This window comes from Kaistia terrae, from assembly GCF_026344005.1.
GTDB lineage: Bacteria > Pseudomonadota > Alphaproteobacteria > Rhizobiales > Kaistiaceae > Kaistia > Kaistia terrae.
Window position 1 is genome coordinate 523084 of the sequence record NZ_JAPKNH010000003.1, and the last position, 14862, is coordinate 537945.

General features: G+C 63.2%; 12 protein-coding genes. 3 read left to right on the forward strand and 9 right to left on the reverse strand.

The features are described 5' to 3' along the window. Nucleotides 1-129: 129 nt before the first annotated feature. The 4 genes from OSH12_RS12045 to OSH12_RS12060 all read right to left on the reverse strand — a co-directional run bounded on the left by OSH12_RS12045 (nt 130) and on the right by OSH12_RS12060 (nt 4006). The gene (locus OSH12_RS12045) at nt 130-336 is read right to left on the reverse strand and encodes a hypothetical protein (RefSeq protein WP_266343788.1); all 207 of its coding nucleotides are present in this window, start codon (nt 334-336) and stop codon (nt 130-132) included. Between the two features lie 76 nt (nt 337-412). Further along, entirely contained in the window at nt 413-1894 is a 1482-nt protein-coding gene (gatB, locus tag OSH12_RS12050) for an Asp-tRNA(Asn)/Glu-tRNA(Gln) amidotransferase subunit GatB (protein ID WP_266343789.1), read from the reverse strand. Between the two features lie 119 nt (nt 1895-2013). Then, nucleotides 2014-2502, reverse strand: a complete 489-nt coding sequence (locus OSH12_RS12055) for a CreA family protein (protein WP_380225240.1) — start codon at nt 2500-2502, stop codon at nt 2014-2016. A 118-nt stretch (nt 2503-2620) separates the two neighbouring features. Continuing rightward, nucleotides 2621-4006: an MATE family efflux transporter gene (locus OSH12_RS12060; RefSeq protein WP_266343791.1), complete on the reverse strand. Its 1386-nt coding sequence runs from the start codon at nt 4004-4006 to the stop codon at nt 2621-2623. Nucleotides 4007-4347: 341 nt separating this feature from the next. On the opposite strand from OSH12_RS12060, the gene OSH12_RS12065 reads away from it, so the two are divergent. After that, a complete protein-coding gene (locus tag OSH12_RS12065) occupies nt 4348-5439 on the forward strand; it encodes a DUF2865 domain-containing protein (RefSeq protein WP_266343792.1) in 1092 nt (363 codons plus the stop codon). A gap of 201 nt (nt 5440-5640) precedes the next feature. Continuing rightward, the gene (locus OSH12_RS12070; RefSeq protein WP_266343793.1) at nt 5641-6879 is read left to right on the forward strand and encodes an AGE family epimerase/isomerase; all 1239 of its coding nucleotides are present in this window, start codon (nt 5641-5643) and stop codon (nt 6877-6879) included. A gap of 61 nt (nt 6880-6940) precedes the next feature. On the opposite strand, the gene gltX is transcribed toward OSH12_RS12070, so the two are convergent. The 3 genes from gltX to OSH12_RS12085 all read right to left on the reverse strand — a co-directional run bounded on the left by gltX (nt 6941) and on the right by OSH12_RS12085 (nt 10954). Next, nucleotides 6941-8308, reverse strand: a complete 1368-nt coding sequence (gene gltX / locus OSH12_RS12075; protein WP_266343794.1) for a glutamate--tRNA ligase — start codon at nt 8306-8308, stop codon at nt 6941-6943. Nucleotides 8309-8317: 9 nt separating this feature from the next. Further along, nucleotides 8318-9766 carry a glycosyltransferase family 4 protein gene (locus OSH12_RS12080; protein WP_266343795.1) on the reverse strand — a complete coding sequence of 483 codons (1449 nt, stop codon included), beginning with the start codon at nt 9764-9766 and terminating at the stop codon, nt 8318-8320. 93 nt (nt 9767-9859) lie between these two features. After that, a complete protein-coding gene (locus OSH12_RS12085; protein ID WP_266343796.1) occupies nt 9860-10954 on the reverse strand; it encodes an ATP-dependent DNA helicase in 1095 nt (364 codons plus the stop codon). Nucleotides 10955-11358: 404 nt separating this feature from the next. Here OSH12_RS12085 and OSH12_RS12090 point away from each other — a divergent pair, with 404 nt between their 5' ends. Further along, complete coding sequence (locus tag OSH12_RS12090; protein ID WP_266343797.1) at nt 11359-12129, forward strand: L,D-transpeptidase; 771 nt, start codon at nt 11359-11361, stop codon at nt 12127-12129. Between the two features lie 110 nt (nt 12130-12239). On the opposite strand, the gene OSH12_RS12095 is transcribed toward OSH12_RS12090, so the two are convergent. Together OSH12_RS12095 and OSH12_RS12100 are read right to left on the reverse strand one after the other, a co-directional pair. Further along, entirely contained in the window at nt 12240-13907 is a 1668-nt protein-coding gene (locus OSH12_RS12095; protein WP_266343798.1) for an NAD+ synthase, read from the reverse strand. Between the two features lie 99 nt (nt 13908-14006). Further along, on the reverse strand, nt 14007-14804 hold the full coding sequence (locus tag OSH12_RS12100; RefSeq protein WP_323180646.1) for a DODA-type extradiol aromatic ring-opening family dioxygenase: 798 nt from the start codon (nt 14802-14804) through the stop codon (nt 14007-14009). Nucleotides 14805-14862: the final 58 nt, after the last annotated feature.

Here is a 14862-nt window from a genome sequence, read left to right on the forward strand (position 1 = left end):
CACCGATCGGCGAGCGATAGGTGATCGCACCTCATAATTGGGATTCACACCACGGCAAGGCAAGGCTTCCGTACGAAGCATCAAGATCGGTGCACCTTGAGCCGAGGCCGCTTGGCCTGAAAGCAGCCCCTATCGTCCCGGATCGCGGACGTCGAAATGCTCGACCGTCAGCGTCCCTACGGACAGTTTGTCGATACGGGCTTCCCGTATCCGCAAGCGGCCGATCGCCATAGCGCCGATGGCGATCGCGCCAATCGCCGCCGCACCGATCGCGAGCGCCCCCAGCGCTGTCGCACCCGTGGCGCTCGCCTGTGTCTTCCGCACAATCTTCGTCATGATCGCCCTCTCGACATTTCCGTGAACGTCGGGGGCGACCATAGCGCGGAATTCAGTCGTCCTGCAGCTGCCCGCCCTACTCCAGACCGAGCTTCTTCTTCAGGATATCGTTGACGACCTGCGGGTTGGCCTTGCCACCCGAGGCCTTCATGATCTGGCCGACGAACCAGCCGGCGAGCGTCGGCTTGGCCTTGGCCTGCTCGACCTTTTCTGGGTTGGCGGCGATGATGTCGTCGACGACCTTCTCGATCGCGCCGGTGTCGGTGACCTGCTTCAGGCCGCGCGCCTCGACAACCGCCTTCGGGTCGCCGCCCTCGTTCCAGACGATCTCGAACAGATCCTTGGCGATCTTGCCGGAGATCGTCCCGTCGCCGATCAGATCGACGATGGCGCCAAGCTGCTCGGCCGAGACCGGGCTCGACGCGATGTCCTTGCCGTCCTTGTTCAACCGTGCCGCGAGTTCCTGCGTGACCCAGTTGGCGGCGATCTTGGCGTCGCGGCCCTTGGCGACAGTCTCGAAATAGTCGGCCGTGTCGCGCTCCAGGACCAGCACGCTGGCGTCATAGGGCGAGAGTGCGAAATCGCTGATAAAGCGAGCTTTCTTCGCGTCGGGAAGCTCCGGCAGGGCTGCCAGCAGGCCTTCGACCCAGCTCTGATCCAGCTCCAGCGGCAGCAGATCGGGATCGGGGAAGTAGCGATAGTCATGCGCCTCTTCCTTCGAGCGCATCGACCGCGTCTCGCCCTTGTTGGCGTCGAACAGGCGGGTCTGCTGCTGGATCGTGCCGCCGTCCTCGAGAATACCAACCTGGCGACGCGCTTCATAATCGACGGCCTGGCCGACGAAGCGGATCGAGTTGACGTTCTTGATTTCGCAGCGCGTACCGAGCGGCTCGCCGGGCCGGCGGACGGAGACGTTGACGTCGGCGCGCATCGAGCCTTCGTCCATGTTGCCGTCGCAGGTGCCGAGATAGCGCACAATGGTACGCAGCTTGGTCAGGTACGCCTTGGCCTCATCGGCCGAACGCATGTCCGGCTTCGAGACGATTTCCATCAGCGCCACGCCCGAGCGGTTCAGGTCGACGAAGCTCATGGTCGGATGCTGGTCGTGCAGCGACTTGCCGGCGTCCTGCTCCAGATGCAGGCGCTCGATGCCGACAGTGATGCTCTCGCCGCCGTCGAGATCGATGATGATCTCGCCCTCGCCGACGATCGGCTGCTTGAACTGCGAGATCTGATAGCCCTGCGGCAGATCCGGATAGAAATAGTTCTTCCGGTCGAACACGCTGTAATTGTTGATCTGCGCCTTCAGGCCGAGGCCGGTGCGAACCGCCTGCGCGACGCATTCCTCGTTGATGACGGGCAGCATGCCGGGCATGGCCGCGTCGACGAGGCTGACGTGGGAATTGGGCGGCCCGCCAAATTCTGTCGAAGCGCCGGAGAACAGCTTCGACTTCGACAGAACCTGGGCATGGACCTCGAGGCCGATCACGATCTCCCAGTCCCCGGTCGCGCCTTGGATCAGCTTCTTGGGATCGGGCTGGCGGACAATGGCGTTCATGCGAAAAAGCTCCGAATAGAATACTGCCCATCGGTTAGAGCCTCGCGCGGCTTCCGGCAAGGCTTGTTGGTCAAAACGGCGCGGATCGCTTCGCCAGCCGTTGATGACCGAACAGCGGGCTACTTCATGAAATCAGCGCATCGGGGGGCCGGTTGATCGCCCCACGGCATGATCGGCACGCTGGAAATGGAATTTTTCGGGCTGCCGTCGACCAGCTTGTCCGAATAGACGAGGTAGACAAGAACATTGCGCTTGGCATCGCAGCCGCGCGAGATCCGCATCTTCTTGAACCAGATCGAACGACGTTGGCGGAACATCTCCTCGCCCTGGGAGATCTTGTTTGCGAAGGAAATCGGCCCGACCTGGCGGCAAGCAAGCGAGACGTCGGACGTTTCCTCGGCAAGGCCGAACATGCCGCTGACCCCGCCCCGCTCGGCGGCGGCGAAATGGCAGGCCACACCGGCAACCTCCGGATCATCGACGCCGTAAACAGCGATCTTGTCGTTCGGCGTGACCCATTTGAAGGTCGTCGATTCCTTGAAGATCAGGTCGGGATCGTCGGCGGCCTGCGCCGACCCGGCGCCGACCAGCATGGCGGCAATGGTCATGGCAGCGGCGGTCAGGGCAAATCCAAGGCGCATGGTGTTCTCCGGGGCGAAACTCTGCGCCCAATATAGGAAGGCACCTCGCAACCGCGAGACCTTTGCCGAAAATAGCGCGCCCGGATCAATGCACCGCAATGGGCGCCACGATGGGCGCCGTCCCGCCGCGCACAAGCTCCAGCCGCTCACGACGCAGCCACCGCGCGATCAGGAGCGCCGAAACCGCTGCAAGTCCGGTCGCCAGTCCGATCCAGATGCCAATGCCCTGCAATCCGGCCCAGAAGCCGAGCACGACACTGAGGCTGAGCCCCACGCCCCAGAAGCCGATCGCGGCATAGATCATGGGCACCCGCGCATCGTGCAGGCCGCGCAACATGCCGCCGGCGATCGCCTGCGCTCCATCGAAGACCTGGAACAGCGCTGCGATGCCGAGGAAGGAAACCGCGAGCGCGATCACCTCGGCGTTGGCCGGATCGGTTCGATCGAGGAAAACGCCGATCAGGGTCTGGGGAATCAGGAACATCATCATGGCCGTGCAGGCCATGAAGCCGACGCCGAGGACGAAGGGCGTCCAGCCCGCGCGGCGAATGGCTTCGGGGTCGCCGGCGCCATAAGCGATCCCGACACGCACAGTGGCGGCTTGCGAAAAACCGAGCGGAATCATGAAGCAGAGCGACGCCACCTGAATAGCGATGGCATGCGCCGCCACCGCCGTGGCGCTGATTAGCCCCATCAGGAACACGGCGGCATTGAAGACCGTGACTTCCATCCAGACGGCAACCGCCATCGGCACGCCCAGCCGCCACAGGGCGGCGAAACGTGGCCAATCGGCCCGCCAGAAACGGCCGAAGATCCGATAGCGGCGAAACTGCCTGTCACGGACACAAACCAGCGCCATGCCGAGGCACATCAACGCTGCCGAAAGCGTGCTGCCAATGCCCGCACCGAACATCCCGAGCGCCGGCAAGCCGAAATGGCCGAAAACCAGCGCCCAGACGATGAGCGCGTTGAACACGACGCCACCCATGCCCACGATCAGGGACCAGAACGGCCGTTCCAGGGCGGCAATGAAGGAGCGCAGCACCACGTACCAGAGGAAGGGCAGGATCGCCCATTGCAAGCCGCGCATATTGGCGGCGGCGAGCCTTGCAAGATCAGGATCCTGGCCAAGCCACAGAAGGATCCCCTCCGTGTGCCAGAGTATGACCCAGAACGGAACCGCGACCATGACCGATGCCCAGAGCCCCTGGCGCACGGTACGGCGGACCTCGCGAACGGCATGGCGGTTGCGTCCGCGCTCGCGCGCCACCATCGGCGAGACGGCGGAAACGAGGCCGATGCCGAAGATCAGCAAGGCGAAATAGAGATTGCTGGCGAGCGCACCGGCGGCGAGATAGCTGGCGCTGACCCAACCAAGGATGACGACATCCGTCGCCGTGATGACCGTCTGCGCCAGATTGGTGAGGATCAGCGGCACCGACAGCAGGGTCGTGGCCCGGATCTCGGTCATCCAGGGACGCCCGGTGTCGCCCCCCGCCGGAGCCAATGCACGCACTGTCATTTCAAAAGTCTCTCGTCGTGGAGATGGGCAGGCGAACCCGCAGCCAGCGCGCCACCTAGTCACAAGACGATGACATTGACCAACCAAAGATCGTGATATCTGTCATCACGGTCCCAAGGGCCACGGTTTTTGGCGTTGTTTTTGTAGCAACGGGCCGCCTTGGACGGATGACCGTCCGGCCCATCCATGCTATTGCGTTTTACCCTCAGGACAGCGTGGGCAGGCAGGCGCAGCGCGCGCGAGTAAGGGCCGCATCAATGAGTATCGAGAGAGTGTTTTCCCGAGTTTTGATGGCGGCGATGATTCTCGCCGCAGGCGCCGAAATGGCTGAAGCCGCGTCCAGTGTCTGCGTCCGCCTGGAAGGCCGCCTTGCCTCCCTGCAGCGCAGCCAGGGTTCCAGCGCCGGCGCGGCTGCGGGCCAGGAAAATGCCATCAACAAGCAGCGGGCAGCCCTCAACGCCGCCAATGCCGAGGCGCGTCGCGCCGGCTGCAAGGGTGGCTTCCTGGGTTTCAAATCTGCATCCGCCGGCTCGGAATGCACCGGCATCCTGAAGAAAATCAACGGGATGCAGGCAAATCTCAACAAGCTTGAGCAGCGCCGCAGCGCCTCCAGCTTCGATCCCAATGCCAATGCTCGCCAGCGCTCGGACGTCCTGCAGCAGCTCGCACTGAACAATTGCGGACAGCAATACGCCGCCTATGCCGCCCCGCAGCGTCCGCGCAACTTTTTCGAACGCCTGTTCAATCCGGATAACCGCGCCTTCGAACAGCAACAGCAGCAGATCGCCCGCGTTCCCGCCACAGCCTATCGCGACCGCAGCAATGTCTCGACCGACACGGACGAGCGCGGCTTCGGACGCGGCAGCTATCGCACGCTCTGCGTCCGCACCTGTGACGGCTATTATTTCCCGATCAGCTTCATGACGCGTCGCTCCAATTTCGCGACGGACGAACAAGTCTGCCAGCAGATGTGCCCGGGCACGAATGTGGCGCTGTATGCGCACCGCAATCCGGGCCAGGATAGCGGCGACGCGCGAGCGACGACAGGCGAGACGCCCTATAGCGCGCTTTCCACTGCCTTCGCCTACCGGACGAGCTTCAATCCGAGTTGCACCTGCGGCGCCCCGACATCGATCCAGGCGTTCACCGGCGGCTATTCACCGGCGGCCCTGACAGCGACGGATACGGAAGCCATGCCACCCGTGCCGGGATCGGCGCCCTTCCTCGGCGAGGACCCCGAGACGCTTGCCAATCGAGCCGGCTCCCTCAATCCCGACCAGCTTGGCACCGCCAGCGTCGAAACGCCGGTCGCGAGCCTTGTCGCCCCCCAACGGGCCGGCGTCACCCGACGCGTCGGCCCTTCCTACTTCTACGCCCAATAACAACGCAGCCGGTTGCTCCGCATTGCGGGAGCAGGCGATGGACGGCCGGATCGAGTCCGTGTTCAACTCACTGCGCCGGTGATCGGGCCCGCCCGCGCGGAGCGAACACTGCAGCGCCAACCAACGACCGAGATGCGACAAGACGATCGCACTGCCGTGAGGCAGGCCATCCGGCCAGGAAATAACGGGAGCAGACGCCAAATGACCCATATCACCACGCCGCCCTGGCTCGGGCTGCCGACGCATCGCAACTGGCTGAACGATCAGACCAACCGTCTCATCGGCTTTCTGCAGGGCGCGCGCCTGGATGCCGGCGGCTTCGGTTACTTGCTCGAGGACGGAACCTCCGACCTGACGCGTCCGCGCGAGCTCTATCTCAACGGCCGCATGACCCACGTCGCAGCCCTCGCCTATATGCGCGGCATCCCCGGGGCGGGCCCGCTGATCGACCACGGCATCGCTGCCCTCACCAACGATTTCCACGATAAGGTAAATGGCGGCTGGCACTCGGCGCTAGAGCCGGCCGGTGGCCCGATTCCCGGCCGCAAGGCCGCCTATGATCATGCCTTCGTGCTGCTGGCCGGCGCTTCGGCGACAGAGGCTGGACGCCCCGGTGGACGCGAACTGTTCGACGCCGCCGCGGAGGTGTTCCTGAAGCATTTCTGGGATGAAGAAGCCGGGATGTCGCGCGAATCCTTCGCCGCCGACTTCACCGATACCGACAGCTATCGCGGCGCCAACTCGAACATGCATCTGGTCGAGGCCTGCCTTGCCGCCGGCGACGCGTCGGGCGACGCCGTCTGGTACGACCGGGCGCTGTCCATGGCGGACCGGCTGATCAACAAGGCCGCGCGCGAGCACAACTGGTTCCTGCCGGAACACTACGATACCGAATGGAAGCCGCAGCCCGACTACAACACCGATGACCGCGCACACCCGTTCCGCCCCTATGGCTCGACGGTCGGACACTGGCTGGAATGGTCGCGTCTGCTGATCCATGTCGAAGCGTCGCTAGCCACGCCGCCGACTTGGCTGCGCGAGGCGGCGATCGCGCTGTTCAACCACGCCATCACCTTCGGCTGGGCCGTCGATGGCCATGACGGCTTCGTCTACACGACCGATTTCGAGGGCGTCGTCGTCACGGAAGTACGGATGCACTGGTCGCTGTGCGAAGGCATCGCTGCCGCCGCCCTGCTCGGAGCGGTGACGGGCGACGCGCTTTACGAGCATTGGTATCGCAAGCTCTGGGACCATGCCGCGCAGTATTTCGTCGAGCCGGAACGCGGCACCTGGAAGCACCAGCTTGCGGCGGACCTGACCGAAGCCGGTTCCGTCTGGCCGGGCCGTCCCGACACCTATCACGTCCTGAATGCGCTACTGCTGCCGCAACTTCCGGCAGCACCAGGCGCCGCGACGGCATTGGCACGCGGGCTCGCCTAGACAGCGCCTGTCAAGGCTGTTGGATCGATCTTTGAGGCCGGCTTTGCCGGCCTCATTCGTCTCAGGCAGCGAGTGCCGCATCGAGCCGGGCCAAAGCCTGCTCGCGACCGATCAGCGGCAGCAGCGCCGCGAGCTCGGGACCATGCTCAAGACCGGTCAGCACCTGGCGCAACGGCATGAACAGCGCCCTGCCCTTGCGCCCGGTAGCGGCCTTGACCGCGTCGGTCCAGGCCTTCCAGCTCTGTCCGTCGAAGGGTCCTTCCGGCAGCGCGTCGCGCGCCGACGCCAGGAAGGCAGCCTCGTCAGCATCCGCCGCGATATGCTGCGCTATAGGACCCGTCACGACCGCCCACCACTCGACGGCGTCCTTCAGCAGGACGAGATTTCCACGTACGGCGCTCCAGAAATCCTCGCCGCCGTCGACACCAAGCGCCTTCAGCCTGTCAGCAACTTCGGTAAAGGGCTTGGCGTGCAACAGCTTGGCGTTGAGCCCGTCGAGATCAGCGGGGTCGAACTTGGCCGGAGCCTTGGAGACCATGGAAAGATCGACGAGCCCGGCCAGCGTCGACAAGTCGACGACGGGCTCGACCGAAACGGAGGTGCCGATGAGAACGGCAAGCGAATTGACCGCCATCGGCTCATAACCAGCTTCACGCAGCGAGCCCAGCGACAGCGCGCCGGTGCGCTTGGAGAGCCCCTCGCCGCTCGCCGTGGTCAACGTGTTGTGATGACCGAATATCGGCACCGGAGCGCCCAGTGCCTCGAACAACTGTAGCTGCACGCCCGTATTGGTGACGTGATCGTCACCGCGGATGATGTGCGTCACACCCATATCGGCGTCATCGACGACCGACGGCAAGGTGTAGAGATAGGTGCCGTCCTCTCGGATCAGCACCGGGTCCGACAGCGAGCCGATATCGACCGTCTGAGGCCCACGGACCAGATCATCCCAGGTAACGTGGCCGACCGTCTCGTCAAGCTTGAAGCGCCAATGCGGCTTGCGGCCCTCGGCTTCCAACTTGGCGCGATCCGCTTCGCTCAGCTTGAGGCCGGCGCGGTCATAGACCGGCGGCAGGCCGCGAGCGGCCTGGCGCTTGCGTTTGCGATCCAGCTCGTCGGCAGTCTCATAGCAGGCATAGAGACGGCCGGAAGCCTTCAGCCGCGTCACGACAGCGTCATAGGAATCGGTGCGCAGCGACTGGCGCTCGAACTGATGCGGCAGGATGCCGAGCCAATTGAGATCCCGCAGGATTGCCTCAGCGAACTCTTCCTTCGAGCGCTCGCGATCAGTGTCGTCGAGCCGCAGGATGAAGCGTCCGCCCGCTTTGAGGGCGAACAGCCAGTTGAGCAAGGCAGGCCGCGCATTGCCGATATGGAGATAACCGGTCGGTGACGGCGCGAAGCGGACGATAACGGAGGGGCTGGTCATGCGAACGCTTTAGCGCGCGCCGTCCTGCCGCGCAACGATCAGCCCCACCCGCTTCACAAAACGATCAAGCTCGCGCTTGACCCGCTTGATCGGAGCAAGCTTCTTGCGCGGCACTGCGGCGGCCAAGGCACCAAAGGCCTCAATATCATAGCGCGTGGTATATCGATCGATCGCATCCACCGGAGGACGCTGAACCTGCAGGCGCGGACGTAGAGGATGGGTATCGAGAAGCGCCGAGTTGAAACGTGCGATTGTGTTCGTGAGGGCGCGATCAGGCACTCCTGCCGGAGCGGGCAACGAATAGTTGCCCTTCAGCCCAGATGCCACTTGCCCGGCAACGAGTCCCGTCGTGTAGAAGGAAGTCAGATTGTTCTGCTGCCATTCGACAACTTCATCGCGCAGCGTGGGATCGATCGCGGCGAGGACGTTCTCGGCCGCCGCCTCATAGTCCATGCTCGAAATTGCCAGGGGGTGATGTGCGAGAAACTCGCCTATAGCCGTCGAGCGCAATCCGACAACCGGCAGACCGGAGCGCATAGCCTCGAAAATCGGGAGTCCAAACCCCTCATGCTCCGAGAGGCACAGAAATATATCGCTCTCACCGTATAATTTCTTCAGATCCGAGTATGAGACCTCGGCCGGCAAGTGAACATCGACATCGTGCTCGGCGGCCAGCGTCTGGATCTCCTGCACATAGCGGGCCATCGACTTATCGGAACGACCAACCATTGTCAGGCGAACCCGCCGGCCAAACCTCGCCTGCAAGGTTGCGGCCGTCATGACAAGGTGCAAGTGCCCCTTGTGGGGAACTATCCTCCCTACAAACAAGATGCGAATAGAGTCATCCCCATCGCGTCGTTCCTGATCGGCCCGACGCGACACGCCCTCGAAAAGCAACGAGGAAACCGGATAGACGACATGTACCCGACCGGGATCAATGCCGAGCACTCTCAACTGCTTCGCTGAATAGGAAGAGTTGGCCCAGAAGGTGGCGCCCGATTGCTCCGCGATCTGGATCACCCCCTCAAGTCCGCGGATCGTGTTTAGGGTTGGCAGGGGCGAATACTTCGCGAAGAACCAAGGTGGGGTGCTGTTGTGCCAGCGCACAATGACGCGAGCCGGAAGGTTCGAAATTGCCGCGTCAAAGGCCGGCCAGCCGTCGCAGTAGTGATAGATGACGCAGGAATCCGCGCCGTCTCCGAGCCACGCGCCGAGAGCGGAAATGGGCTCGGTAGGAAAATCGCTATCCAGGTTGTTACTTTCGCAGAAAACTCGGATATCGAGATCGCTTCCACCTAACTCTCGAAGAATTCGATATTGGCTCGTGCAGTCATAGCTAATGGAATCAGACAGTTCCCAAAGGTGGCGAATGACAAGCGCTATCCTGGAAGCCCCCAGCGCGCATGGCCCTCCAAGATTCGTTTCGGTGGCCTGATTGGCACATCCCGGCTGATCCACGATTGATCGTTCCTTGATCGAATAGCGCTCTAGGTACTGTCGTTGTCCAGATTGAGAGGCGAGCCATCACCCCCCCAATCATTCTCGCCAGACCTATCGGACGATGGTGATCCGCTTCGCAGCGCGCGTCAGGCCGGTGTAGAGCCAGCGGTCGCGATGCTCTCGAAAGGCATAGCTTTCGTCGAACAGGACAAGATTGTCCCATTGCGAGCCCTGCGACTTGTGCACGGTGAGCGCATAGCCATAGTCGAACTCGTCCGAGTTGCGCCGCTGCGCATAGGGCAGATCCTCGCCGCCATTCTCGAAGAAATTCGGATGGACGGAGACTTTCACCGCCTTGCCGGTTGCGTCTTCTTCCGGCTTCAGACTGAGGCGCAGCAGGCTTTTGCGCGGCGCGCCGAGTTCGGACACGACCCAGGTGCCGCCGTTAAGCAGGCCCTTCTGCTTATCGTTGCGCAGGCAGACGAGCTTGTCGCCGACAGCCGGCATCGGGCTCAAAAGCCCCTTTAATTCGCGGATGCGCTGGTTGTAGAGGCGGCGCGTCTTGTTCGTGCCGACGAGAACCTGATCGGCAGCGAGAATCTGCGCCGCATCGATATCGCGACGCGAGATAACCCGGCTTTCGCCATGCTCGCCATATTCGATCGGTTCGCCGGCCCGCACCGCCATGGAAAGACGAATAATCGGATTGTCCTGGGCCTGGCGATGCACTTCCGTCAGCATCTGGTCAGGTTCCTGCTCGGTGAAGAAACCTCCGCCCTTGACGGGAGGCAGCTGCGCCGGGTCGCCCAGAACCAGAACCGGCGTGCCGAAGGACAGCAGGTCGCGACCAAGGTCCTCGTCCACCATCGAGCACTCGTCGATGATGATCAGGTCGGCCTTCGATGCCGCGCTATCATGGTTCAGCGCGAAGACCGGCTGTTCTTCGTCCTCATTGGCGCGAGGCCGATAGATCAGGCTGTGGATGGTGCCGGCGCCTTCGCAGCCCTTGGTACGCAACACATGCGCTGCCTTGCCGGTGAAGGCGGCGAAGGCGACATCGCCGTCAATGTCCTCGGCAATGTGACGGGCAAGCGTCGTCTTCCCCGTACCGGCATAGCCGAACAGGCGAAAGACGGGACTGTCCCCTCGCCGCAGCCATTCCGACACGGCGGAGAGCGCATTTTCCTGTTGGGGCGACCAGCGCATGAAAGCTCCGAGACTATGACCCGCCCCTGATAGCCGATTCATGCGGCGAGCGCAGGAACTCAACGAGCGAATGCCCGCGTCATTTAGGCAACAGTCTCCGGCATCACAAGCGGGGCGGCGAAAACATGGTTAACCTGCCTTGGTTTCGGCCCATCTGCGCTTCAGACAAGAGCCAGCGAGACGCAAACGCCGCCGCGCGTTCCTCAGGATTGGCAGGGTGTGTGGCGAAATTGTCATTGCGGTAAAATGCGAAAACAACCAGTAAGAACAACTGTCAATCTTATTGGATTGCGCCGCCAAGCGTTGACGGATTCGAGCCAATCTAGACGAGCGGGTACGGACGCACCCCCCGCGTTCGACATTATTTGGGTTCACCCCAGGATGACGATGAAAAGGAATCGGCTTTGAACGAGACGAAGCCTCCGCAGGCGGTAGGAAAGCTGAGCCGCCGTACGTTCATGATTGGCTTGCCGGTCGTGCTCGCAGCTTGTCAGACGACGCAGCCGGGCAGCCCGGCTGTCGATACCGGTGGCAGGGGCGGCGCCCCGATCATCGACCAGGGCTTCGCAACGATGTACGGCCCGATCACGGACGAGCCGTTCCCCATCGCTGCCATTGACCTGACCAAGATCAACCCGCGCTTTTATCGCCAGGTCGTGAATCTGCCGAGCGACATCGACGCCCAGCCGGGCACGATCGTCATCGATCCCTACAATCACTTCCTCTATCTCGTTTTCGAGAACGGCAGTGCGCTGCGCTACGGCGTCGGCGTCGGCCGCGATGGATTTGCCTGGTCGGGCGATGCAACGATCCAGGCCAAGCAGCAGTGGCCGAAGTGGCACCCGCCCAAGGAGATGATGGCCCGCGACCCGGCAGCCGCCAAGTGGCCGAACGGCATGCCCGGCGGCCCCGGCAATCCGCTCGGCGCGCGCGCGCTCTATCTCTACCAGGGCAAGGTCGACACGCTGTACCGTATCCACGGCACGACGCAGCCCTGGTCGATCGGCAAGTCGCTCTCGTCCGGCTGCATCCGCATGATGAACCAGGACATCATCGACCTCTACAGCCGCGCGCCCATCGGCACGCGGGTCAAGGTTCTCGGCAATTCCACGCCGGATCCGGTCGCTGTCTATGAATCCAAGGGCGGCGCTCGCCCCGATCCGGTTCGCAGCTGATCGCACCGCCTTCCATCGCTGAATGAAAAAGGCCCTCCAACCGGAGGGCCTTTTTTTATTGCCTGACGTCAGCCGACCGCAGCATGGGTTCGGCTCGACAAGCGCCGAATTCAGGCGCGGTCGCGGAACTTGTTGATGATGGGATAGCGGCGGTCGCGGCCAAAGTTGCGACGGCTGAGCTTCACGCCCGGGGCTGCCTGACGGCGCTTGTACTCGGCAATCGCCAGCAGATGCTCGATCCGCTTCACAGTCGCCGCTTCATGGCCGCGCGCGATCACGTCGCCAACCCGCATCTCGCCCTCGACCAGGCTTTCGAGGATGTCGTCGAGGATCTCGTAGGGCGGCAGCGAGTCCTGGTCCTTCTGGTTCTCGCGCAGCTCCGCTGTCGGCGGCTTGGTGATGATCCGCTCCGGGATCACCTCGCCGGACGGACCAAGGCAGCCCTCCGGCACCACGCTGTTGCGGAAGTGCGAGATCCGGAAGACCTGCGTCTTGTACAGATCCTTGATCGGATTGAAGCCGCCATTCATGTCGCCATAGAGCGTGGCGTAGCCGACCGACATTTCCGACTTGTTGCCGGTCGTCACCACCATGGCGCCGAACTTGTTCGAGATCGCCATCAGGATCGTGCCGCGCGCGCGCGATTGGAGGTTTTCTTCGGTGATGTCGGCAGCCTTGCCGGCGAACATCGGCGCCAGCGCATGCATGAAGCCCTCGACCGGCTCGGCGATCGGGACGATATCGTAGCGCACACCGAGTTTATCCGCGCAGGCCTTGGCATCATTGAGGCTGTCCTGCGACGTGTAGCGATAGGGCAGCATCACGCAGTGGACGCGCTCGGCGCCCAGCGCATCGACCGCGATCGCCGCTACCAGCGCCGAGTCGATGCCGCCCGAAAGGCCCAGCACGACCCCGGGAAAACCAGTCTTGCCGACGTAATCGCGAAGACCGAGGACGCAGGCGAGATAGTCCGCCTCGTCGCCCTCCTCCACCCGCGCCTTCGGACCCTCGGCGCAGCGCCAGGCTCCGCCTACGCGCGAAAATTCGACGATCTCGATCGCATCGCGGAAGGCCGGAAGCTGTACGGCAAGCGAACCGTCGGCGTTGAGAACGAAGGAAGCCCCGTCGAACACGAGTTCGTCCTGGCCGCCCATCTGGTTGAGATAGACAAGCGGCAGGCCCGATTCAGTCACGCGGGCGACGGCGACGTTGAAGCGCTGATCCATGATCCGGCGACGGAAGGGAGAGCCGTTCGGCACCAGCAGGATCTCACCACCGGTCTCCGCGATGCACTCGACCGGATCCGGACCCCAGATATCCTCGCAGATCGGAACGCCGATCCGCACGCCGCGCAGCACGATCGGTCCCGGATGCGGCCCGGGCGTAAATACGCGCTTCTCGTCGAAAACGCCATAGTTCGGCAGGTCGACCTTGAAACGGACCGTCTCGATGCGGCCATTGTCGCAAAGCGCGTAGCCATTATAGAGCTTGTCATCCTGCAGCCAGGGCAAGCCGATCAGCACAGCCGGACCACCGTCGGCGGTATCGGCAGCGATCGCCTCGCAGGCGGCGCGGCAGGCGTCCTGGAAGGCAGGCTTCAGCACGAGATCTTCCGGCGGATAGGCCGAAAGAAACAGTTCGCTGAACATGACGACGTCGGCGCGGCCCGCCGCGGCGGTCGCGCGCGCGGCGCGCGCCTTTTCAAGATTGCCGGCGATGTCGCCGACAACCGGATTGATCTGGGCAAGGGCGATGCGGAGCGTGTCGGGGCGGGTCATATTCTGCCTTTACCGCGCCGCCGAAGCGGCGGCAACGGGAAGTCGACGACAGGCTTAAAAACGTCGCGGCAATCGCACCGAGCCGGTCCGCTCCAGTCCCTAGCTGAAGCGGTACATATCCATCGAGAGCGCAGAATATTCGTAGGAATTGTGGATCCGCTCGCCCTTCGCGCCCTCACCCGCCGCGCCGAGCGCAACAAAGAACGGCATGAAATGGTCATCCTCGGGATGCGCCATCACGGCATGCGGTGCCTTGGCGCGATAATCGATCAGGCTGGCGGTATCGCCAGACGCCGCTCTATCGGCGACCCAGTCGGCGAACTCGCGCGCCCAGTCAACCGGAGCGGCATCGACGGCCGGCATGCCGCCCGGATTGCGAAACAGCACGCGCAAATTATGCGTCGCCGCTCCGGTGCCAATCACCAGCAGATTCTCCTCGCGCAGTGCGGCAATCGCCCGGCCAAGTACAAAATGATGGGCGGCATCGCTATGCGGCTGGATCGATAGCTGGACGAGCGGCACGCTGGCATCGGGCCAGACCAGCGACAGCGGGATCCAGGTGCCATGATCGAAACCGCGTTTCGGGGCGACATCCACAGCCAAGCCAGCGGCGCGCAAGAGTTCGGCGACTTCGCCAGCGACTGCCGCGTCGCCCGGCGCGGGATAGTCGATCTCGTAGAGCGGCTTCGGAAAGCCGCGAAAATCGTAGATCATCTCAGGGTTGGGATCGGCAACGACAGTCGGCCGCTCCGTCTCGAAATGGGCTGAGACAACAAGGACGGCGCGGGGCCGCGCAACGGTCGATGCGAACGCCTTCAGGAAACGGTGGGCCGGCGTGTCCGTCAACGCCAGCATCGGCGAGCCATGCGAGAGGAAGAAGGTGGGAAGGGACATCATTCGATCCTTTGCGTGTTGATCGAAAAATAGTCCCGGCGACCGTCACCCAAAAGATGCA

Coding starts and splice junctions, on each gene's coding strand:
- OSH12_RS12045 (WP_266343788.1), bottom strand. CDS start 336: ATGACGAAGATTGTGCGGAAGACACAGGCGAGCGCCACGGGTGCGACA.
- OSH12_RS12055 (WP_380225240.1), bottom strand. CDS start 2,502: ATGACCATTGCCGCCATGCTGGTCGGCGCCGGGTCGGCGCAGGCCGCC.
- OSH12_RS12085 (WP_266343796.1), bottom strand. CDS start 10,954: ATGCGCTGGTCGCCCCAACAGGAAAATGCGCTCTCCGCCGTGTCGGAA.
- gatB (WP_266343789.1), bottom strand. CDS start 1,894: ATGAACGCCATTGTCCGCCAGCCCGATCCCAAGAAGCTGATCCAAGGC.
- OSH12_RS12100 (WP_323180646.1), bottom strand. CDS start 14,804: ATGATGTCCCTTCCCACCTTCTTCCTCTCGCATGGCTCGCCGATGCTG.
- gltX (WP_266343794.1), bottom strand. CDS start 8,308: ATGACCAGCCCCTCCGTTATCGTCCGCTTCGCGCCGTCACCGACCGGT.
- OSH12_RS12060 (WP_266343791.1), bottom strand. CDS start 4,006: ATGACCGAGATCCGGGCCACGACCCTGCTGTCGGTGCCGCTGATCCTC.
- OSH12_RS12070 (WP_266343793.1), top strand. CDS start 5,641: ATGACCCATATCACCACGCCGCCCTGGCTCGGGCTGCCGACGCATCGC.
- OSH12_RS12095 (WP_266343798.1), bottom strand. CDS start 13,907: ATGACCCGCCCCGACACGCTCCGCATCGCCCTTGCCCAGATCAATCCG.
- OSH12_RS12065 (WP_266343792.1), top strand. CDS start 4,348: ATGGCGGCGATGATTCTCGCCGCAGGCGCCGAAATGGCTGAAGCCGCG.